Here is a 22486-nt window from a genome sequence, read left to right as displayed (position 1 = left end):
TTTTACCTTTTTATTACGGTTTTAAAGTAATTATAAAAAGGTTTTTTAGTAAATGAAGGGTAAGGAAAAAGTTAGAGAGGTTTTATTTTGGTTATTTGATTTATTAAAAGGAGGTTCTATATATACTCATTATAAGGATATTAAGTTCATAACAGAGTATCCTGCCCACCTCCGTACAAAAGAGAAAATCAGGGTGTACCTTCAGAATATACTATTACATGCATCTGATACCACAAATTTTTATAATTCATATACAAGTCAGGATATTAATGATTTTCCTGTCATTACCAAGGAAATTATCAAATCATCATATAATGAGTTTGTATCAAAAAAATATCAAAGTAAAAGAAAGGTAACTGTTACAACTAGTGGGTCTACTGGTGCAGCATTTACAGTCTTTCAGGATATTAATAAAAAAGCTCGAAATACAGCTGATATAGTCTATTATTCAGAATTAGCGGGTTTTTATATTGGCTACAGATTGTACTACCTACGCTTTTGGAATATGTTTAAAAAGAAAAGTAAGCTAACCTCAATACTACAAAATATTGTTTCTGTCAATGTATTTGAATTATCTTCCAATTCAATCAAACAACTCTTAGATTCTTTAATTAATAGTAAGTCTAATAAAGGAATGATTGGATATGCATCTTCATTTACAAAAATATGTAAATATCTGGATACTATAGAATCTGCTCCTATTGATTGTCAATTAAAATCAGTGATAGGTATATCTGAGAGATTAGATATTAACACAAAAATGAAGATGAAAAAGTATTTTAATGTTGATATGGTCTCGAGATATTCTAATTCTGAAAACGGTATGATCGCACAACAGCCTAAAGAGGCTGAATACTTTGTTATTAATCAGGCAAGCTATTATGTTGAGATTTTGGATCTTGAGCAAGATGTACCTGTGAAATCGGGAGAATTAGGTAGGATTGTTATCACCGACCTTTTTAATTATATGACACCAATTATTAGATATGATACTGGTGACCTGGGAGTTATGGATTATCCTGACAGTGATAAGATACTTCCGTTAGTACTTACAAAAGTAGAAGGTAGGAAAATGGATATGATACGTAATACCTCTGGAGAAATATTGTCTACAAGTATCTTATTACTGATCAATAAATACGATGAAATCATACAACGACAAATTATTCAAAAAACAAAAAAAGAATATCTCTTTAAACTAAAGACTGAAAACAATACTTTTGACCAGCAGAAAATTTTTATACAAGAGTTTAAAAAATATCTGGGTCAGGATGCAATAATTTTTGTAGAATTAGTAACTGACGTATCTTTATTACCATCCGGAAAGGAGAGAGCAATTATTAATGAAGTAAATTTGTAATTTTTATGTATGCATTATTTTTTAAAAGAGTTTTTGATTTTATAGGCGCTTTTATTCTTCTTATTTTTGTCACTCCTATATTTATATGTATCACAATTTTTTTGACAATTGCTAATTCAGGAAAACCATTTTTTGTTCAGAAAAGACCAGGTAAAAATGAGCGAATCTTCTCTATTATTAAATTCAAAACTATGAATGATCGTACAGATATAGAGGGTAATTTGCTTTCTGATTCTGAACGATTAACTGCCATAGGAAGTTTTGTGAGAAAAACATCATTAGATGAAATTCCTCAATTAATCAATGTTCTAAAAGGTGATATGAGTTTTATTGGACCCAGACCGCTATTGACCATATATTTACCATATTATAGAGAAGATGAAAAACTTAGGCATAGCATAAGACCTGGTATCACGGGGCTTGCACAAGTATCAGGAAGGAATTTATTAAAATGGGATGATCGACTCGCTATGGATGTTGTTTATGTAAAAGAACTGTCATTTTTGTTAGATGTCAAAATAGTAATTAAAACGATTAAAAATGTAATAACATCAAAAGATGTTGTTGTAGATCCGCAATCAGTTATGCTTAATCTAAAAGAGGAAAGAATTGCAAATAAAAAGAAGTAAAACAAAATGAATTAACATGTGGGCTACTGTGCAGTGATCGAATTTTATAAAAATATTTCACAGTCAAGTTTCTCTTATAAACTTTCTAATATTTTTGTTTTCAAAGTAGAAAAAGCAGATATTTAAAATATTTTTAATATACCCTATTTATATTGATAAAAAACTACACTTTATTTTATGCATACAAAAGACAAAACTAACTGGGCTATTCTTGTAACTGGATGGGGCAGGAATGCAGTTGATACCTTAAAAGCTTTTAAAGCTAAAAAGTTACCTAATACTACAAATATATCTATAGTCATTTACGAATCTGAGCCATGTGGAGCAGCTGAAATGGCATCAGAGATAGGAGTGGAGACGCTTAAGTTAGAAAAACAATCTTTTACCAATCAGGCAGTATATCAAAAGAAGATCATAGAAGAATTACAAAAACGAAATATTGATTATATATTTTTACTTAATTACAAGTATATAATTAAAGATCAGATGCTATCTGCTTTCCCTAATAGAATTATAAATATTCATCCATCACTTTTCCCTAGTTTTTTAGGAACCAAAACAGCGATTCAAGACGCATTAGCATATGGAGTTAAAATAACTGGAATAACCACTCATATCATTGACGATAAAGTAGATGAAGGTCTAATTTTATGTCAATCAGCTATTAAAATTGAAGATAGAGATACTTTTGATACGTTATATCCGAAATTTGCTAAAAAAGGAAAGAAGTTAATTTTAAAAACGATAAAGAAAATAGAAGAGATACACGACGAGAAATGAGTAATAGTATAAAATCGATGTTTTTAAGTTTAAAACATTTTTTAGAGTAATGGATTTGATTATGTATTCTTATTTAAATAAGATTGTAAATGGATAAAATTGTAGTTATTGGTGCATCTGGACATGCAAAAGTTGTTCTAGAAGCTATCGAGTTAAATAAAAAGTATGAAATTCTTGGTTTTATAGATACTTATAAGGCTATAGGTGATAAATTATTAGGCTATGAGGTTCTTGGACAAGAATCTTTTTTAAAAGAGCTAGCAATAAAAGGTGTAAAGAAAGGTATTATTTCTATTGGCGATAATTGGATTCGTTCTATTATATATCAAAAAATAATAAAGTTAGTTCCCGATTTTGAATTTATAACCGTCGTTCATCCTTCAGCTATTATAAGTCCATATGCTACTATAGGTAAAGGTACAGTGGTTTTAGCATCAGGGACCGTCAATGCAGATGCAGTTGTAGGTGATTTTTGTATCATTAATACAAACGCTAATTTCGGACATGATTCAATAATGCAAGATTTTTCTAGTTTGGCACCAGGAGTTACTACAGGAGGAGCTGTATTTGTAGGTGAGTATACTGCCATATCAATAGGAGCAACCGTTTTACAGAACATATCAATTGGTAAGCATACAGTTATTGGAGCCGGGGCAGTTGTCACTTCTAATGTTAATGCTTATATGATGTCATACGGTGTGCCAGCAAAAGTAATACGTAATAGAAAGAAAGGTGAAGGGTATCTTAGTTCAGTATCATTAGATACACAGTTTAAAATAAAAAAAATTAAGACCAAAGAGGAGTTAAATATATATGAAAAGAATGTAAAAGCAGTTTATGATTCTAATCCGTTTTATAAAGTAGAATTATTAGATACTACGGATATGAATATTCATCGTCTATGTTATTTTGTATTGAATAGAGATGATACTCCTATAATTATTATGCCTTTTTACAAAAGAAGAATTACAGTTGACGGTGTGAATACTGAATATTCTGATGTGATTTCTCCGTATGGCTATAGCGGTCCACTTTATAATCCTGATACGATAGATGAAGATTCTATAAAACATTTCTGGAAACAAGTAAATATATGGTATAGAAAAAAGAATATAATTAGTGAGTTTATTCGATTTAGTTTAAATGGTAATCATATACAATATAATGGTGTATTATCACCAAGTCTTAAAAATATAAAAGGAAATATCATAGAGAAGGACGTGCAGTGGGAAAAATTTAAACCAAAAGTTAGGAATAACCATAGAAAAGCTGTGCAGGAAGAATTAAAATTAGTGATGTATCGCAATTCAATATCGCAAGATATTATAAAAGATTTTTATGATATTTATATTCAGACAATGCATCGTAATAATGCACATTCTCAATATTTTCATTACATAGATTATTTCAAAAATTTTATCATCAACAATCCTGAATCCTGCATGATCGCAATGATTTATAAAGAGGATACCCCTATATCAACAGAGCTAATTCTAATAGATGGTTCTACTTTATATTCGTATTTGGGAGGTACATTATCAGATTATTTTTATACAAGACCTAACGATTTTCTCAAAATTGAAGTATTAAATTGGGCCAGAGAACATAATTTTACTCATTATGTACTGGGTGGAGGAAGAGAAGATGGTGACGGACTTTATAAGTATAAAAAATCATTTTTCCCCAATGATGAAGATGCGATCTATTACATTGGTAAAAAAATTATTAATCAAGTTGTTTATGAGAATTTAGTAGCTCAGAAATGTGAAGGCTTTAAATCAGATAGTATTGATGAAAAAGTATCTGACTTTTTTCCTTTGTATAGAAAATATGAATAGAATAGTTTTGATTAATAACCTTTCCTAATTAATTATTTAATATCAATTAGTTTTGATTTCAAAAATTTTGAGATTTCTTTTGCAATAATAGTTCGTCCATAATTATTCCAATGTTTGTCATAAATTAGTGTAGTTGGTTTTTTTGTGGATGTAAACGAAGGAAAGAAATCTATATATTGATATCCATTTGTATCTAAATAATTGAGAAAGATTGGATTTGTTACATTACTATCTAAGATTAGAATATATTTACTTTTATCAAATCCATATAGAGATACTAGTTTCTTAAAATTTTTAAGGTATTCTATTTCTTTTTTGGATTCTATAGCTATGTTTACGTGTGAATTACTGGACTGTGATTCAGGACTAAACAAATTAGATACTTGGCTAATCAATCTGAGCGGAGGATCTAAGATTCCGATACTTTTGCAATAGACAATTAATTTACTTTTTTTGAGTAATTTATTGAAAGGTGATTCTAATGCGGACCTATCTGTAATTACATTATATCGACTTCTGGTAAGGTCATTAGAGAATTTTATTCCAAGAACTATATAATCTATGAGATCAAATTGATCTCGATATGCGTTTATTAAGTGGAGTTGATCTGCAAAATCGTATCCTGCATAACCATACTCATAAACTTCAATATTGGGGATTTCATTTTCAATTTTTTTACCTATAGAGTTGTAATAATTCTGATGAAATCCCTCGATAAATGAATCTCCAACCAATGCAACTTCTATTTTGTTTTTTGATGGAGTAAACTCACGATAAGAGTTATAACCAGAATTATTTATTTTAAACTCAGAGAAATTTTGCCGTCTGTTACCTGTCACAGAAAAACCTTGTTGATTAGGAGCCCACTTTTCTACTTTATATTCATCGAGAAATCGGGTAGGGGTATCCTTGCCTAAGTAAAACACCCGAACTAATGCTTCTAATGAAAGAAGGATAACACTCATGTATAAGAAGCTCTTAATAATTAATTTTTTCATATCGTTTCAACTTTTTAAAGTACTTATAATTTGTATAGATGAACTTAGAATTGAAAATAAATAAATGATCGATCTATACTATCGTCATAAAATAAAAGCATCCCTAAAATAACTAAAGTATATAATATAAAACGTACCGTTTTAGATTTAAAATTAAAAGGAGCACGTTCGTTCCTGCGTATTATAAACTCATATAATATAAAGACTATCAAGAGAATAAAATAATCAATCATACGATATCCTAATGGATGCTGATATGTTTCAAATCTGAAATCCGAATATATTTGTAGTAAGAAGCTATACGCATCTGTGATTGATTCTGATCTAAAAAAGATCCTGGAGAAAGTGATAAGAAAAAAAGTAAGTATAATTTGTATTACCTCTTTTATCGATGGAAACCAACTATTCTCTGCAACCACAGTATTCATATAGATTCTGTTTTTTTCCATTAGAAAGACTGGAATATATAAGATAGCGTGAATCGCTCCCCATGCAATAAACGTCCAATTAGCACCATGCCAAAAGCCACTAACTAGAAAGATAATAGCAATATTCCTTACTGATTTTAATTTGTTTACACGACTACCACCTAAAGGAATATAAACGTAATGACGAAACCAAGTGGATAATGAGATATGCCATCTTTGCCAATACTCGGTTACATTTCTGGAAAAATTTGGAAATTTGAAATTAGACATTAATTCTATTCCAAATAATTTTGACGTACCAATGGCAATATCAGAATACCCACTAAAATCGCCATACACTTGAAAACTGAATAAAGAAACACCGAGAATAAGAGTAGAAGCAGGGTAGGTGCTATAATTTGCAAAAATATCATCTACAATAGGAGCAATACTATCTGCAATAACCACCTTCTTAAATAAACCCCATAGAATAAGTTTCAATCCTTCCGTACATTGTTTGTAATTGAATGTTCGCTTAGCAGTAATTTGTGATAATAAATTAGAAGCTCTCTCGATAGGACCTGCTACTAATTGAGGGAAAAAACTCACAAAAGTAGCAAATGATATAAAGTTTCTGGAGGGAGTAATTCTCTTATAATAAATATCTAAAGAATAAGACATAGTTTGGAATGTATAGAAAGATATTCCGACTGGAAGAATGATTTGTAGTGTCCAGGCACTTTTTAGTTCATAACCAAAAACAGATACAAAATCTACCCAGGAATCTATAAAGAAATTATAATATTTAAAAAAGCCTAACAACCCTAAATTGAATAATATACTAACCCACAACCATCGTTTTTTTAACTGTATAGAGTCACTGGAATAAATACGTTGACCAACAAAAAAATCAAGAATAGTACTGGAGAGAATTAGAAATAGAAACCTCCAATCCCATAAGCTGTAAAATAAGTAACTCGTAAGAAGCAAAAAAGAATTTTGTAATAGCAATTGCTTATTGAACAAAAACCAATACAAAACAAAAACAATCGGTAAAAAAATAAAAAAAGATAATGAGTCAAATAACATGTGCGATAAATAGTGTGTAAGCTAATCGTGTTTTATATACTAACAATTATTTTTAATTGCCTTATTTTAAATGAGATAAAATTGATCTATTTAATTAATAAAATCAAAATATAAACATATATTCTTCTCAATGTTAGTGATACTGGGTATTCATAAATTTATAAATTAATAAGCAAAGGGGTAAACACCCCGCTGAGAAAGAGTTTAAAAACTGATGAATAATTGATAGAATTATATTCTAAAATTACTTTATGATATAACAATTATTTTTCTTAACAAATGTTTAATTATCAGTGTTAATTGTAATAGTTTTTTGTATATTTAATAAACAAAATTTATTTATTTTAACTCTAAAACAAATATACAAAATATGCTTTTATAGTATTTTTCTTACGGTAAAACCGTTATTTTTTATTTTGCTTCTTTATTTACTGGTGATTTGACGTTTATTTTAGCATTGTGTCTAAAAATTCAATTTATTGACTGAATTTTAATTTATCTGAGTTATTTTAGCGGTTGTAAAGCAAGTAAAGCAAATACATTTTTTTTGGAAGTACTACCCCCCTCTTCCTAAATATTTTTTAGATTATTTAAAAAAGAATATAGATAAATGTCATAGGTATGGTACATTTGTTGAGGGAAATTTGTTATTCATTATTAATGTGAAAATTATGAATTTAGTAGAATCCAAGAGGATTTGGTTGTCTTCACCACATATGGGGGGCACGGAACAGAGTTTTGTAAAATCTGCTTTTGATACTAATTGGGTTGCTCCTTTAGGACCTAACGTGGATGGTTTTGAAGAAGATATACAACAATACCTTCAAAGTGGTACAAGTGTAGCTGCATTAAGTTCTGGTACTGCGGCATTACATCTAGGCTTAAAATTATTAGGAGTTACTCGAGGCGATGAAGTATTGTGTCAGAGTATGACCTTTTCTGCTTCAGCTAATCCAATTGTATATCTGGGTGCGACACCTGTTTTTATTGATAGCGAATCGCAAACTTGGAATATGTGTCCTGAACAATTAGAAATTGCTATAAAAGATAGGATTTCTAAAGGAAAAAAACCAAAAGCCATTGTAGCCGTACACCTTTATGGGATGCCTTATCAAGTGGAGGCTATCCATAAAATAGCATTAACTTATGAAATTCCCGTTTTAGAAGATAGTGCTGAAGCATTAGGAAGTTCACACAATGATATAAAATGTGGAACTTTTGGAGATATTGCAATTCTTTCATTCAACGGTAATAAAATAATAACTACATCTGGAGGAGGAGCTTTAGTTTCTAAAACAGAAAAATATAAAGAAAAAGCTATTTTTCTTGCTACACAATCAAGAGATGATGCTCCGCATTATGAACATTCCGAAATTGGTTTTAATTATAGAATGAGCAACATCCTAGCTGGTATTGGGAGAGGGCAGATGCAAGTATTGGATCAGCACGTACAAAAAAGGAGAAATAATTTTAAATTTTATAAGGAACATTTACAAGAACTTCCTGATATTAAATTTCTTGAAGAACCAAATGGCTTTTACTCTAATAGATGGCTAAGTTGTATAGAAACAACTTCGTATGAATTAAGAGAAACTATAAGAACTGCTCTTGGAAAAGAAAATATAGAATCACGACCCTTATGGAAACCCATGCATCGTCAGCCTGTTTTTGAAGACTGTACCATGTATCTTAATGGAATTTCTGATGACTTGTTTGATAGAGGACTTTGCTTACCTAGCGGTTCTAATCTTGAACAAGAGGATTTATTTAGAATCGTATCGGTAATTAAAAACGTATTTACATGATAAAAGACTACATAATTAATAATTCTCATAAACACGCATCGAAATGGCTCGTTTTATCGATAGATATTGCGATCACTGTGTTTAATTTCTTTCTGGCATACGTTGTCAGATTTGGAATTACGATGGATATAGATACTCCTGGACTGCTTTATCAAGTACCTGTAATTATTGTATTATCTGCTATTAGTTTCCTGTTAATAGGATCTTATAAGGGAGTGGTTAGACATACAGGAATGAAAGATGCATATAATCTGTTTTTAGCAGTGACTGTACTAATAGCATTAAGCGGCGCGTTGATGGTCTCTAGCAGATTGTCGTTAATCCCGGATTTGCTTAATATTCCTGTATCCATCATTAGTATTCACTACTTATTAAATATTATAACATTAACTACCAGTCGTTTAATTTTTAAGTATTGTTATCTCTATATAAAATCAAAATTAGGGGATGCCTCTAAAATCATGATTTATGGTGCGGGAGATTCTGGTTTAATAACATTAGCAGCAGTCACCAGTGATTCTCAGAAGTCTGTTTCTGTAGTAGGTTTCATAGATGATAATTCACAAAAAATTGGTAAGACTATCAATGGGATTAAAGTGTATAGTTCTAGATCTATTAATCAGGAATTTGTAGAAAAACATAATATCAGCGAGATTATTGTTTCTATTCCTTTAATTAGTAAAGAACGATTGACCGAAATTTCAGATGATTTACTAGGGTTATCCGTTAAAGTTAAAATTATTCCAGCTATTAATGATTGGATTGATGGTACATTACAAGTCTCTCAGATAAAACAAATTCAGATTGAAGATTTATTAGATAGAGCACCTATTGCATTAGAAAATCAAAATATACATAAAGAGTTTAAAGATAAAGTTATTTTGGTAACAGGAGCTGCTGGTTCTATTGGGAGCGAAATTGTAAGACAGGCAGCTTATTATAAATATAAACATTTAATACTTGTAGATCAGGCGGAATCTCCGTTATATGATTTGCAACAAGAGTTGTTAAGTAAGGGGGTTAATAATTTTACTCCAATTGTTGCTGATATAAGAGATAATGAGCGAATCGAAACAATTTTTGAAAAATTCAGACCTAACTTGGTGTTCCATGCAGCTGCCTACAAACATGTACCTTTAATGGAAAATAATCCATATGAGGCAGTAAAAATTAATGTATTAGGTACAAGAAGACTTGCAGATTTTTCTTCAAAATTTGGAGTAGATAAGTTTGTATTTGTATCAACTGATAAGGCGGTAAACCCAACAAATGTTATGGGAGCAACAAAAAGAGTTGCAGAAATGTATATCAAGTGCCTTCATAATACTAGTAAAACAAAGTTTATCACAACTAGATTTGGAAACGTACTAGGTTCCAATGGATCTGTTATTCCATTGTTTAAAAAGCAGATAGAAAAAGGAGGCCCTCTGACTGTTACTCATAGAGATGTAACTCGATTTTTTATGACGATACCAGAGGCTTCACAATTAGTAATAGAAGCTGGAACTATGGGGAATGGTGGTGAGATTTTTATATTTGATATGGGAGAGTCAGTAAAAATATTTGATCTGGCTAAAAAAATGATCAGATTATCAGGACTCAATTATCCTAATGATATTGATATACAAATTACAGGGTTACGACCAGGGGAGAAACTTTATGAAGAATTGTTAGCAGATACAGAAAATACATTACCAACATATCATAAAAAAATTATGATAAGTAAGTTTGATGATACAGATTCTTCTTTGATAAAAAACAAAATAGATGATCTTTGTTCTATGAATTTATCTAATCAAGACGATAAAGTTGTAGGTCAACTTAAGGTTATTGTACCAGAATATATTTCTAAAAACTCTACATTCGAAAGTATTGATAAAAAGAATAAGGAAATAGAAACGAATATTCATAAAAAAGAACATAAAATTTATATATAAATTTACTTGTTCAATTTTGTATGTTACAAGTAAGTATTTAATGTATTTTTGTTATTATAATTATTAGAAATATAAAAGCATTTGCCCTATGCGCTTAATTAAAGTATCATTTTTTTTTCTATTATCGATTGTTGTTTTTTCTTGTAAAGCGCCAACCGATGTAGTATATTTTCAAAATTCTGAGGATTTAGAAAAAATTTCTTCAACAAATTCATTTACACCCGTTTTTAAAGTGGACGACATCGTTAGCGTCTTAGTGTCTGCAGCAGATATGGATGCAGCACGCCCTTTTAATATGATGCAAGGATCTTCATTATCTACTTTAACTGAAGAGGGTAGTGGTTCTTCTGCCTCTGGAGGAGAGGCAGCTACATATCTTATTGATGAAGAAGGCATGATTGAATTTCCTATACTTGGTAAACTTAAAATAGCTGGATTAACGAGGGTGCAAGTAAAAGATCTAATAAAAGATAAATTAATAATTTATATAAAAGACCCTATTGTTAATGTAAGACTCAAAAACTTTAAAATCACTGTGATAGGTGAGGTTAATGTGCCGGGGTCTTATAGTATACCAAATGAAAGAATTACCATAGTAGAGGCTTTGGGATTGGCGGGAGATATGACAATAACAGGAAGAAGAGAGAACGTAATGGTGATTAGAGAAAATAAAGGTGTCAATACCTATCATAGAGTAGACCTTACATCAAAATCTATTTTCGATTCTCCGGTTTATTATTTAGCGCAGAATGATGTTTTATATATTGAGCCTAATACTACCAGAATACGAAGCTCTGAGGGTAATAGGAATGTGGTTGGACTTGTTTTAAGTATTATTGGTGTCGCACTATCTGCATTAACTCTGGCTTTAAGGTAATCATATGATGAATATAGAAACTTCAGAGCCAATTTCGGTTCAAGATGCAACGAAAACTGGTTTCAATTTAAAAGGCGAAATTCTCAAATACTTAAAAAAATGGTATTGGTTTGTGATAAGTGTCGTACTTTTTATCGCGCTTGCATTTTTACATATTAGATATACAATTCCTCAGTATAACGTATCGGGAACTATCTTAATTTCTCAGGAAGAAAGTGTTAGTGAGTCAGAACTTTCTGCATTCAAAGATTTAGGACTTTTAGATAATTCATCTAACAAAATAGAAAATGAAATTCAAATTATAAAATCCAGAACTCTGATTACCAATGTAGTCAATAGTTTAAACCTAAATGTTCAGTATTTTACAAAAGGAAGAGTTTTAGAAATAGAAAATTATCCTAAATCTCTGATCGAGATAAATTTTTTATCAGCGGATTCTATAGTTCATAACAAATCAAAACTGTTTAGAGTTTTAATTAAATCTGAAACTGATTTTTCGTTCGTTGATAAAGATGGAAAAATCTTAAGTGATCATATTTTTGGTAAGACTGTGAGTACTAGTATTGGGGATGTTGTAATTACACCTAGTAAAAAAGATATCACAGTCAATAAAGGTGCGATTATTAATATTAAAATCTCTCCTGTTCAAAGCATAGTCCAAAAATATAGGAATAAATTATCAGTTAGTACTGTCGGTAAAGGGTCCTCTATTGTAAAGTTATCACTTAATGATCCGGTAAAGAAAAAAGGAAGAGATATTATAAATACTCTTATTGAAGAATATAATAAATCGACCATTGAAAATAAAAAACAAACTTCAGCCAGAACCGCTGGTTTCATTAGTGAAAGATTACAGTTAATATCTGGAGATTTAACCGAAGTAGATGATGAAGTAGCAGGAATCAAATCAAAATTTGGATTAACTAGCAATGTTGAAGCACAAACACAGCGTGTGGCCGATATTGATTCCAGAAATGTACAAGAGATTAATCGGTTAGAAACACAGGTGAGAAAAATTGAATCTACCAGAAGGTTCGTAATGAGTCAAGATGGTAAATATGATTTATTACCATCTACTCTTGGTTTTGATGATCCATCAATTACAGCTACTGTAGCTCGGTATAATAGTCTAATACGTCAGAGAAATAGGTTACTCAAATCATCTAGTGAACAGAATCCAGTAGTTGTTAATATTGACGAACAAATTAACTCTTTAAGGCAAGGATTATTAGCTAGTTTAAATGGCGCTAAAAGTTCGATTAGCATTAGTTTAAATAGTTTAAAAACTCAAGACAAGTATTTTAGTGGAAAATTATATAATGCACCGCAAAGACAAAAAGAATTAACAGCAATAGGTAGAGAGCAAGGTATCAAAGAACAATTATACCTTTATTTGCTACAAAAACGTGAAGAAGCAGAAATTACAAGTCATGTAACATTATCAAATGCACGTATAATTGACGAGGCTTCTATTATGGCTTCAAAGTATGTTTCGCCTAATAAGAAAATGATTTATATTGCTGCACTATTTTTTGGTATGTTGCTTCCTTTCTTAATAATCTACTTGAAAGACCTTTTTAATACTAAAATAAGCTCTAGAGAAGATTTAGAAAAATTACTTACCATACCTATTCTCGGAGCCATTCCAAAACTAAAATCTAAAAAGAGTAAAATTGTTGTTTCGGGAACCAGTAGATCTTCAGTCGCAGAGGCATTTAGAATTCTTAGAACAAATCTTAATTTTTTAATGGCAGGGATTAAAAAAGATACTGGAAAAGTACTTTTTGTTACATCCACAATTTCTGGGGAAGGTAAAACCTTAGTTTCTTCCAATTTAGCAAAAGCATTGGCAATTTCTGGTAAGAAAGTCGCATATGTAGGTACTGATTTCAGAGATCCAAAGTTTCATAATTTTCTAGAACTTCCTCAAGGTAAGGATACTAAAGGATTTACTAATTATATAATGAATTCTGAGATAGCGATTGAAGACGTTATTTATAAGCAAAATGATGAGCATCCCATATATATAATACCATCTGGAGTTATTCCTCCTAATCCTGCAGAATTATTACTTAATGATAGAGTAAAAGAAATGTTTGATTATTTAGAAGAAAATTTTGATTATCTTGTAGTAGATACTGCTCCGGTAAGTTTGGTTACTGATACCTTATTAATTAGTCATTTTGCTGATCTTAGCATATATATAGTGCGAGAGAATTACTCCGATAAAAGAGTTTTAAAAATTCCAGAAAGTTTTTATAGGGATAAGCGATTACCTAATATGGCTATGCTTTTAAATGCAGCATCCACTAAGAATGGATACGGGTACGGTTATGGGTACGGAGCTAAAAATGATAAAGATTAGGTATATTAGAAATCTGCTACGTATCTCAAAGCATTGGTTAATTCTTTATAAATCTCATCAAAGCTTTTAAGGGTACTTTTATTAGCATATCTTTCAACCGGATAATTAGTTTTCTTATACATTGATTTATACATGTCTATCTGATAAGTAAGTAGCTGAGCTTCATTCAAATCTTTTTTCCAAATTCCCATTTGTTCATTACTCATTGATCCATCCTTTAATGATGCTTGATGTTTTGCTAGTTTTACGGTTAATTCTTTACAGCGCAAGATCATCGATTCATATTTTTTTAAGGTATACGTTAGGTTATTGATTCTAGAGATAGATTTCTTTGTATAAGGATCTGTATTTACCTCATAAGAATTTTCTTTTGTTGTAGAGCTATATTTAATATTTTCTACTAAATCGGATGGTATAAAGTAGTATTTTTCTGATTCAGTATTTTTAATTAAGACGGAACCCTTTTGTAAAATCATATTTTCCTTTTCTATTTTCTCTTTTTCTATTTGGTTTATTTCCGTAATATCTTGTGATTTATCAAATTCATTTTTGGTTACAAAATAATTTTCTACTAATTCGAAAGATCCTGATAGTAGGGTTTCATCGATTTTATTATCAAGAGTGAAAATAGTTTTTTCAATATCCAGATTACGAGCAAGAGATTTTTTATCAGTATGTATATTAGCCAATTTGGTTCGTAATCTAATAATGTGATTATGTATTGAATCAGTATTAGGTTCTTTAGGTAGTGGTTTCTCTTCTATATTTTTAATTACCTTTTTTAAATGCCTTTTTAGATCCTGATGATTATTTTGTAATACGACAAATTCTTGTTGGTCTTCTGGATTAATTTCAGAATCGGCATATATGAGAGGTTCGATTTCATATAGGTTAGCTAATTTCTGTGCAGAAATTAAATTTTCCACCTTTGTGTCATAGGGTAAGTTAGAATCTAAAAATTCATTAATGTATTGGAGTATATAGTTTGTAATTCTTTTTCTCGATACTGCATCTCTGCGTAGTTTCTCTGCCTGAATACTATCATTAATTCCTTCAGAAATAGCTATTTCTAAGTCTTCTGCAGCCTCATTTTGATTAGCAATAATATCAGTAGCTCGTTCCTTATTAGCTTGATATACTGAGAAGAACTTATCCGGAGACTTCTGAATCATTTCTTTAGTATATGAAGGATTAAATTGAAATACTTCATCTTGAGAATAAAGAAGGGAAAAACCTAAGAAACATACGATGTATAAAATTTTTTGTTCCATATTTTTTATTTAAAATTATACTAAAGACCTTTTACATGTCCTGTATACTAAATAATTAATTAAATGTTTGTTTAAGGTTTTAAGCGTATTTAATTTTTTATTTAATTTTGAATGACGATAAACTCACTTCTTCTATTTTTTCTGTGTTGCTCTTTGGTACAAGGGACTCCGTTAGCACATTTATTTTTCAGTAAGGTCTCACCATATCCTTTTGATTTTACTCTTTCTGGTTCGATTCCCTTTTCCATAATATAAGTGGCAGAAGCCAGCGCCCTTTTTTGTGACAATATAAGATTATAATGATCACTTCCCTTGCTATCGGTATGTGAGCGAACCTCTATTTCTATAAGTGGATTACTTTTTAGATAATGAACCACCCTGTCTAATTCTACTATCGCTTGTTTCGAAATATCAAATTTGTTTGGTTTAAAATAAATTGAATTAAGTTTTAATAACTTAACTAAATCGATTCCTTTAGAAGGTGGAGTTACATTGATCAGATATATAGAAAGGACAAGAGACGGATCCTGAGAGGTTGTTTTTATTTTTTTCGAAACTGGAGCAAATCCCTCTTTATTTATAAATATATTATAGTCCACATCAATACAATCAACTGGTATTGTGAAATTACCTAGAGCATCTGATGTCCCTGTGTTGATAACTGCACCATTTTTAGTTTTTATTTGTATAGTCGCATCACTTATAATATCACGAGAATATTCATCTCTTACCGTCCCTTTAATAGAACCTTTGCAATCTGTTAGAATAGGAGTAGTTTCTTCAAACATATAGATATCATCATCACCTTTGCCTCCTGGTCTATTGGATGAAAAATATCCTTTTCTCGTACGATCATTAATAATAAAAGTAATATCATCAGAGGTGCTATTGATAGGCTCTCCCAGATTATAAACCTTTTTGTTATTTGTTCCTAAACTAGTAACAAATATATCAAAACCGCCTAATCCTAAATGTCCATCAGAAGCAAAATAAAGCATGTCGTCTTCGCTAACAAAAGGAAAAGTATCTCTTCCTTCTGTATTAATTTCTGGTCCCATATTGCGGGGTTTGCTAAAATTATTATCTTCTAAAATATCAACAACATATATATCAGACTTACCATAACCACCTGGCATATCTGATACAAAATAAAGTTTCTTGTTATCGTTACTTAACGTTGGATGCGCCGTAGAATACAAATCATCATTAAAAGAAAGTTCTTCAATATAATCCCATTCACCACGTTCATTTAAATCAGCTTTTACAATTTTTAGACGTCTTAATCTCAATGAGTCCAATGGTGATATGGTATTCTGATTATTATTGATGGTAAAATAAATAGTAGAACCAGAATTAGTAAAACATGAGGTTGATTCGTGAAACTTTAAGTCCAGTTCTTCTGCAAATTCAAGTGGATGTAAAATTTGTCCTGTGTTTTCTATAAACCCACCATACATTTTTAGATATGGTTTATTTGCCCAAGTGCTAGTCTCAATACTGGCATCGTTATGCACTCTAGAGGAAGAAAAAACAAGTTGATCGTTATAAAATGATGGTGCAAAGTCTTGATTTGTAGAGTTAGATGTTAAATTGGTAATAATGTATCTTCCTGATTGGCGTGCTATTTTTTCAAGATATAAGGGATTATTTAGAAATCGTTTTGCGCTAGGGTTCTCGCTATCAAATGTAATAAGTTGATTCATTAATTTATGAGCTTCCTCATACTTTTCCAAATGTTTGAGTGACTGTACTGCTCGTATATAATATTCACTTGGTAATGGATCACCAGTATTTATCATTTTTTCATACCATTTTGCAGCATCTTTTAGATTAGAATTAAAATAGTAGCAATCTCCTAGCTTTTTATATAATTCTAACGAGGCTATACCTTTTGAAGCCGCACTTTCATATAAGTTAATGGCTTCGGCAAATTCGTACTGTTCATAATTCATAGAAGCCTTTTTTAAATCCCGCTTTTGACTGAACATACCAGAATGACACAGAATTAAAAAAAGTATTGTGATTTGTACGAATGTTTTCATTGTCTATTCCCCATTGATAATACTGCTGATAGTGCAGAATTAATACTTTTAAAATGTATTTGATATGTTTATCACAAAAAAAAGTAACTCGTATGAATATAAAATTTACTTGACCCTCTAATATATATGTTTATATGATAGTTGTCGTGGTTGTAGTTACATCAATGTTTAATTAGGTGGTCTCTTCATTTAAACGTTTTAACAATATTAAAAGTGTCCATACTTTATGTAAGCTTATGATGTTATTACTTATTCAATAAATACTTGACTTTTTAAATGCCTTGGTGTATATTTATGATTATTAATATGTTAATAATATAATAATAATGCGTGTTATTAACAAAAAAAATAAAATAATTTAATGCTTAGCTTTTTTATTTCCATCATTTTATAATTAACTATTGTTGATTTTTTTAAATTACATAGTATAAATCGGTATAGATTTTTTATTCCTACTCATAATTTATAAGTAATACTGAATGGTTTTAATCTTATAAACTTGAAAAATGTAATAGGAAATGATACGTGTAAAGGGTAGAAAAACTGTTTCATAAAATTATATTTAAAAGTTTATTCATTTTATTTTCCAAAACTATATATATCTGTCTTACAAAATAAAGGGACTTTGGCTGGAATTCATACAGGTGTTTACCCCTATTTATTTTAGAAATTTAGAATGGCAATATTTTGAGCTTGGTAATGGTGGTTGGGTATATGATGATTTCAATATTAGATTTTATTATAAAAATGGAATGGAATATGAGGAGCTAAATGAAGCAGTAGGCTTCTCAAATATCGATTTTATGCTAAATGATAATTATTTAGAGTATAATGGATTTAGAATCGAAAGTTCAACAACATTAAAAACAATTACTAGGTTATTTCCAATACAATCGATTAACAAAAGGATGAGATATGATGATCCTCAAGAGGAATTATATGAATTCGGAACTAATTAGAGAGAAAAACAGTGGTACCGAAGTTTATTGGCAATTATACTGTGCTGAAAAAGCAACTGATTTTAATGTATATTGGTATGATTAATTTTTTATAATTAGTAAGATAAAGATATCTAATCATATATGATATCATTCTAATACGTCCATATGAAAACTAAATTAACTGATCAATTAGAGCGTGTTTTACCAAAGGGAATGTCAGTTCCTTATGAATTAACACTTTTGTATCAATGGATTGAAGATAGAAAATTGTATGTTGATACTAAAAATGGAGATAGAATAGGTTTTCTTTATCCTGAAAAAAAATTAAAAGAAAGTTGGACAGAAACAGAAAGAGAAGGGGGTACTCAAATTGAATTTGCAGCTGGTGGAACTGACAATTTAAAATATTGGTTCGGAGGGGAAGATACTAAAGAATTAAAGTCAAGATTATGTGTTTTTGCTCAGAGTGGTGCTGAAGGTTCTGAATGTGCACTATGGTTAAATGATAATAATGAGTTGAAAATTGTTCATATGGGGTCTGGATCAGGTTCTTTGTTATCATGTGTTTTAGCGGATAATATGATTGATTTCATTCGTCTTTTAGCCATTGGATACGATGAATTATGTTGGGATGAAAATTTTCCATATCCACCTAATCAAAATAACGATCCGTTTATTGTTAAACCTAATAAAGAATTTCAACAATGGGTAAAGAAAACATTTAATATGACTATCCCTACAACAGCATTAGAAATAGTAAAACACCCGGCGACTATGGATGATGAAAGTTCTGATGATGAATTTTTTAATTGGTATCAAAATTTTTTGAAGTAAAACTATAACACAATAAATATTCTTTCACACAAAATATAATATGAACCTTTAGCTGCATTTATGAAAATCACAAAATATCTTAAACCTGATTTTACACAAAAAAAGATACTAAATTGAATAGTAAATCGAAAAATATTTTGAAATTTCTGGAGAATAAAAGTTTTGTCAGACACCTATCATATATTTAAAATATAAAAGATTTTATGATCAAAAATATGCTCATTAGTTTTTTACTTTTATTCAATTTTTTGATTTACGCGCAAATAGAATATACTAAAGATTTTAGATTAAAAGGAGAGGTTAAGACCATAAAAACTATATCATATCCATTAACTATTTTTAATGCTGTAGATCATAAGGGGCAGTTAGTCGAACAAACAAAGCCATCAGGATTAGGAATTCTCTCCTTCAATAAAAGTGGAGTACTTGTAGAAGAGTTTGAGAAACATAGATATAATGATGTACATAATAAATTTATCTATGATAAAAATGATTCTCTAATCGATATTAAATTTGATGGAAAGTCCCCTGGAAAGAGGTATTATAATATGCTAAAAATTGAAAGGGATAAAAAATTGATGAATATAGAAAACAGATTAGAGAGTCTGAAGTATTCATCGAACCCTGAAAATATATATAATTCTGCCGGAGAATTGGTGAAAGTTTTTAATAAAAAAAATTCTAATTCTAATGCAAGAGATATTGCAACATTGGATTTTTTCTACACTCATGGTAAGCTGGATTCTATAATGCACTATGCTTTTAATGGAGATGTAAAGAGGATACACAAATATCAATATAAAAATACTATGATAGAACAAGAAATTGTTATTCTATTTTTTGATACATTTTATACAGAAGAAGCATTCAACTTTAATATAAAAGGGGAGTTAATAAAAAAAGTAAAAAAGAGAGTCGCAAACGGAACTATGAAATCGTTAGAAATAAAAGAATTTTCAAGGTTGAATATGTTTAGTTCTATAAAACTTGATTCTATCAATCATATAACTGAAAAAGAAAGCAGACAATATGACTCAGAAGGGAATTTAAAATCAAGTCTCAAGATTGTTAACAGAAAAAATTATACCATAAAAATAATAAACAATTATGAATACGACTTTAATTCAAATTTAGTGACGGAGATAAGAAATTTTAGTAACGGAACTAAAAACGATAAAATTGTTAAAGAATATAGTTATAAGTATGATGATAATGGAAATTGGATTGTAAAGTGTTCTTGTAAAGATGAATTGGTAGTACTAACTACAGTTCGTCAAATTGAATACTATACTGCGACTAAATCGGATAAACAGTTAACAAAAAATGAAACGATTAACTTCTGTGACAAAGACTTTTTTGAACGATTAGAAAAATTAAAAAAAGAAATAGAAACAAGTAAAGATATAGAAGAAATTGAGAAAAATTAATACTTGTTTTATATAATGATCTAAAGGACATGGATGGAGTAAACTGTGATTGCAAAATCATAAATAACTATCAGACAGTTGAAAAGAATAATTCAAAACTGAATATCATCCATTAGAATTTATTACATTAGTAATTACATGCACAAAGAAGAGTATTTAACAAATTAATAGGTTTTAACAATTTTTTCATGAAAAAAACGATTCTTTTTTTAATTTATACGATGACTATAGTACCCTTCGGGCTTGTAAACGCACAGGAAATTCCTATTGAAAATCTAATAATGCAATTACAACCAAATAAGCAGGAATACAGTAAAGCAGTGCTTGAAGAGGAAATTAAAGGAATTAAAGTTGATCATATAGCACTAACAGGAGATATAGTAAGAAAAGAAAGTATTGAAGAAGGATATAAATTTATATACCTCTTTATCAAAGGAGAGGGAAATGTGGTTGTAAATACAAAAAAATACGATATTGTACCAGAGACTATATTAGTACCAAATATGGTTCAGAGTTTATCAATCAATGCAACAACAAAAGACACCTTACATTTTCTTAAAATCTCTAGTAAATTAACGGAACAGGATATTGCGGATTTAAAAGAGTTTCCTAAAGAAAATATCCAAACTTCATATTTTGCAAAATTTACAGATTGCGAAGCGTATACAGAGCCAATAAAAAGTCCGAATACGATAAGCCGGACTGTTTTACCCAACAAATATATACCACGTATTGCTATGGGAACTGTTGAAACCACAGGACCTGATAAAGTTGATCCTCACGAGCACGGTATGTTAGAACAATTATTTCTGGGGCTAACTGATAATCAAGTTATTGTCTATGCTGATGATGCTAAGATAGATTTTCCTGCCTATTCTTTACTACATATCCCATTAGGTTCAAGCCATTCTGTAGAAGCTAAAAAAGGAAATAAGATGTATTACATGTGGATGGACTTTTTTTTAGATAAAAAAGGTGAAGAATGGCTGAAGACACATAAAAAAATTAAAGAAGAATAGAGTAGTGTTTTATTATTTTCAGAAAGCTTTTACTTAGTTTTAATATCCTCAGAATGCATCATTCTATTCAGAAAATACTGCGTTTTTTTCCATCAACTGGGTTATTTTTTTTGCATATTTAGCAGGAAACCCTTTTTGTAAAACTTCTAATTGACGGTAATTATGTATGTCAGAACCCGAAAAATCAAAATAATTACCATTGAGAAGCTTAATCGCTACTTCTTTAACTCTTTCTCCATAAAATCCGGATAGAGATAGTAAATTTAGTTGAAATAAGACTCCCCGTTCTTTGAGCTCATCATATTTATGCATTTGATTATGATAAAAAGAATAGCGTTCCGGATGAGCTATAATAGGAATATATTGAGCCAATTTCATTTCAAATAACAATTCATTAAGATTGATAGGAGCAGCAAAAGTTGACATTTCTACTAATAAATGATTACCAGACAATGGTATGATATCTTTCTCTTTTAGTCGTTTGTAAAATAAATCGTCTAGCATGTATTCAGCGCTGGCCTCAAAGGCTATAGTAATATTAAGCGATTTTAATATTTCGCATATTTCTGCACGTTTTGTAATTATAGTTTCAGAAGTATTAGGCCATATTTCCTGCATTACGTGAGGAGTGGTAATAATTTTTTTGACTCCAATATTTTTAAGCTGCTCAATTATATAAGCAGATTGATAGACTGTTTTAACACCATCATCTATATTGGCTAAAAGGTGTGAATGTATATCTACATATCCATCTGGAATGATATCTTTAAAAGGAACTTGTTTTTTAGAAAATAGCAATATTTATTATTGTTTGGGGTTTATCGAAACACGTAGTCTATTATATAACTGTATATATTAAATTGCAAT

Annotated in this window: 17 protein-coding genes; 12 read left to right on the top strand and 5 right to left on the bottom strand. The window is 29.9% G+C overall.

All coding sequences use genetic code 11. The features are described 5' to 3' along the window. Window positions 1-52: 52 nt before the first annotated feature. From ABD816_RS06915 to ABD816_RS06900, 4 genes are all read left to right on the top strand, one after another. Entirely contained in the window at window positions 53-1360 is a 1308-nt protein-coding gene (locus tag ABD816_RS06915) for a phenylacetate--CoA ligase family protein (RefSeq protein ID WP_344925889.1), read from the top strand. A gap of 5 nt (window positions 1361-1365) precedes the next feature. Then, complete coding sequence (locus ABD816_RS06910; protein ID WP_344925886.1) at window positions 1366-1989, top strand: sugar transferase; 624 nt, start codon at window positions 1366-1368, stop codon at window positions 1987-1989. 177 nt (window positions 1990-2166) lie between these two features. Further along, complete coding sequence (locus ABD816_RS06905; RefSeq protein ID WP_344925884.1) at window positions 2167-2769, top strand: formyltransferase family protein; 603 nt, start codon at window positions 2167-2169, stop codon at window positions 2767-2769. Between the two features lie 89 nt (window positions 2770-2858). After that, window positions 2859-4607, top strand: coding sequence for a NeuD/PglB/VioB family sugar acetyltransferase (locus ABD816_RS06900; protein ID WP_344925882.1), 1749 nt, complete (start codon window positions 2859-2861; stop codon window positions 4605-4607). A gap of 32 nt (window positions 4608-4639) precedes the next feature. Here ABD816_RS06900 and ABD816_RS06895 read toward each other — a convergent pair whose 3' ends face one another. Continuing rightward, window positions 4640-5605 (bottom strand): hypothetical protein, encoded by a 966-nt coding sequence (locus ABD816_RS06895; RefSeq protein ID WP_344925880.1) that lies wholly within the window; start codon window positions 5603-5605, stop codon window positions 4640-4642. A gap of 44 nt (window positions 5606-5649) precedes the next feature. After that, a complete protein-coding gene (locus ABD816_RS06890) occupies window positions 5650-7002 on the bottom strand; it encodes an MBOAT family O-acyltransferase (protein WP_344925878.1) in 1353 nt (450 codons plus the stop codon). A 770-nt stretch (window positions 7003-7772) separates the two neighbouring features. Between ABD816_RS06890 and ABD816_RS06885 the strand changes: the two genes are divergently transcribed. The 4 genes from ABD816_RS06885 to ABD816_RS06870 all read left to right on the top strand — a co-directional run bounded on the left by ABD816_RS06885 (window position 7773) and on the right by ABD816_RS06870 (window position 14085). Further along, window positions 7773-8906: a DegT/DnrJ/EryC1/StrS family aminotransferase gene (locus ABD816_RS06885; protein WP_344925876.1), complete on the top strand. Its 1134-nt coding sequence runs from the start codon at window positions 7773-7775 to the stop codon at window positions 8904-8906. Further along, the gene (locus ABD816_RS06880; protein WP_344925875.1) at window positions 8903-10843 is read left to right on the top strand and encodes a polysaccharide biosynthesis protein; all 1941 of its coding nucleotides are present in this window, start codon (window positions 8903-8905) and stop codon (window positions 10841-10843) included. Before ABD816_RS06885 ends, ABD816_RS06880 begins: the two co-directional genes overlap by 4 nt. Window positions 10844-10931: 88 nt before the next feature. Beyond that, window positions 10932-11720: a polysaccharide biosynthesis/export family protein gene (locus tag ABD816_RS06875; RefSeq protein WP_344925873.1), complete on the top strand. Its 789-nt coding sequence runs from the start codon at window positions 10932-10934 to the stop codon at window positions 11718-11720. A 4-nt stretch (window positions 11721-11724) separates the two neighbouring features. Then, window positions 11725-14085, top strand: a complete 2361-nt coding sequence (locus ABD816_RS06870; protein WP_344925871.1) for a GumC family protein — start codon at window positions 11725-11727, stop codon at window positions 14083-14085. Between the two features lie 5 nt (window positions 14086-14090). On the opposite strand, the gene ABD816_RS06865 is transcribed toward ABD816_RS06870, so the two are convergent. Then, on the bottom strand, window positions 14091-15356 hold the full coding sequence (locus tag ABD816_RS06865; protein ID WP_344925870.1) for a hypothetical protein: 1266 nt from the start codon (window positions 15354-15356) through the stop codon (window positions 14091-14093). Window positions 15357-15457: 101 nt separating this feature from the next. Next, entirely contained in the window at window positions 15458-17308 is a 1851-nt protein-coding gene (locus ABD816_RS06860; protein ID WP_344925869.1) for an OmpA family protein, read from the bottom strand. A gap of 734 nt (window positions 17309-18042) precedes the next feature. Between ABD816_RS06860 and ABD816_RS06855 the strand changes: the two genes are divergently transcribed. The 4 genes from ABD816_RS06855 (at window position 18043) to ABD816_RS06840 (ending at window position 21619) form a co-directional block, all read left to right on the top strand. Next, window positions 18043-18357: a hypothetical protein gene (locus ABD816_RS06855; RefSeq protein ID WP_344925868.1), complete on the top strand. Its 315-nt coding sequence runs from the start codon at window positions 18043-18045 to the stop codon at window positions 18355-18357. A gap of 147 nt (window positions 18358-18504) precedes the next feature. Then, window positions 18505-19173: an SMI1/KNR4 family protein gene (locus tag ABD816_RS06850; RefSeq protein WP_344925865.1), complete on the top strand. Its 669-nt coding sequence runs from the start codon at window positions 18505-18507 to the stop codon at window positions 19171-19173. 203 nt (window positions 19174-19376) lie between these two features. Further along, a complete protein-coding gene (locus ABD816_RS06845; RefSeq protein ID WP_344925863.1) occupies window positions 19377-20600 on the top strand; it encodes a hypothetical protein in 1224 nt (407 codons plus the stop codon). A gap of 188 nt (window positions 20601-20788) precedes the next feature. Then, the gene (locus tag ABD816_RS06840) at window positions 20789-21619 is read left to right on the top strand and encodes a cupin domain-containing protein (protein WP_344925861.1); all 831 of its coding nucleotides are present in this window, start codon (window positions 20789-20791) and stop codon (window positions 21617-21619) included. Between the two features lie 63 nt (window positions 21620-21682). On the opposite strand, the gene ABD816_RS06835 is transcribed toward ABD816_RS06840, so the two are convergent. Further along, window positions 21683-22417: a tyrosine-protein phosphatase gene (locus ABD816_RS06835; protein WP_344925859.1), complete on the bottom strand. Its 735-nt coding sequence runs from the start codon at window positions 22415-22417 to the stop codon at window positions 21683-21685. Window positions 22418-22486: the final 69 nt, after the last annotated feature.

Origin of the sequence: Aquimarina addita, from assembly GCF_039539305.1 — a bacterium.
Classification (GTDB): Bacteria; Bacteroidota; Bacteroidia; order Flavobacteriales; family Flavobacteriaceae; genus Aquimarina; species Aquimarina addita.
Note: the sequence above shows the minus strand (reverse complement) of the source record. Positions and strands in the feature narration are given on the sequence as shown.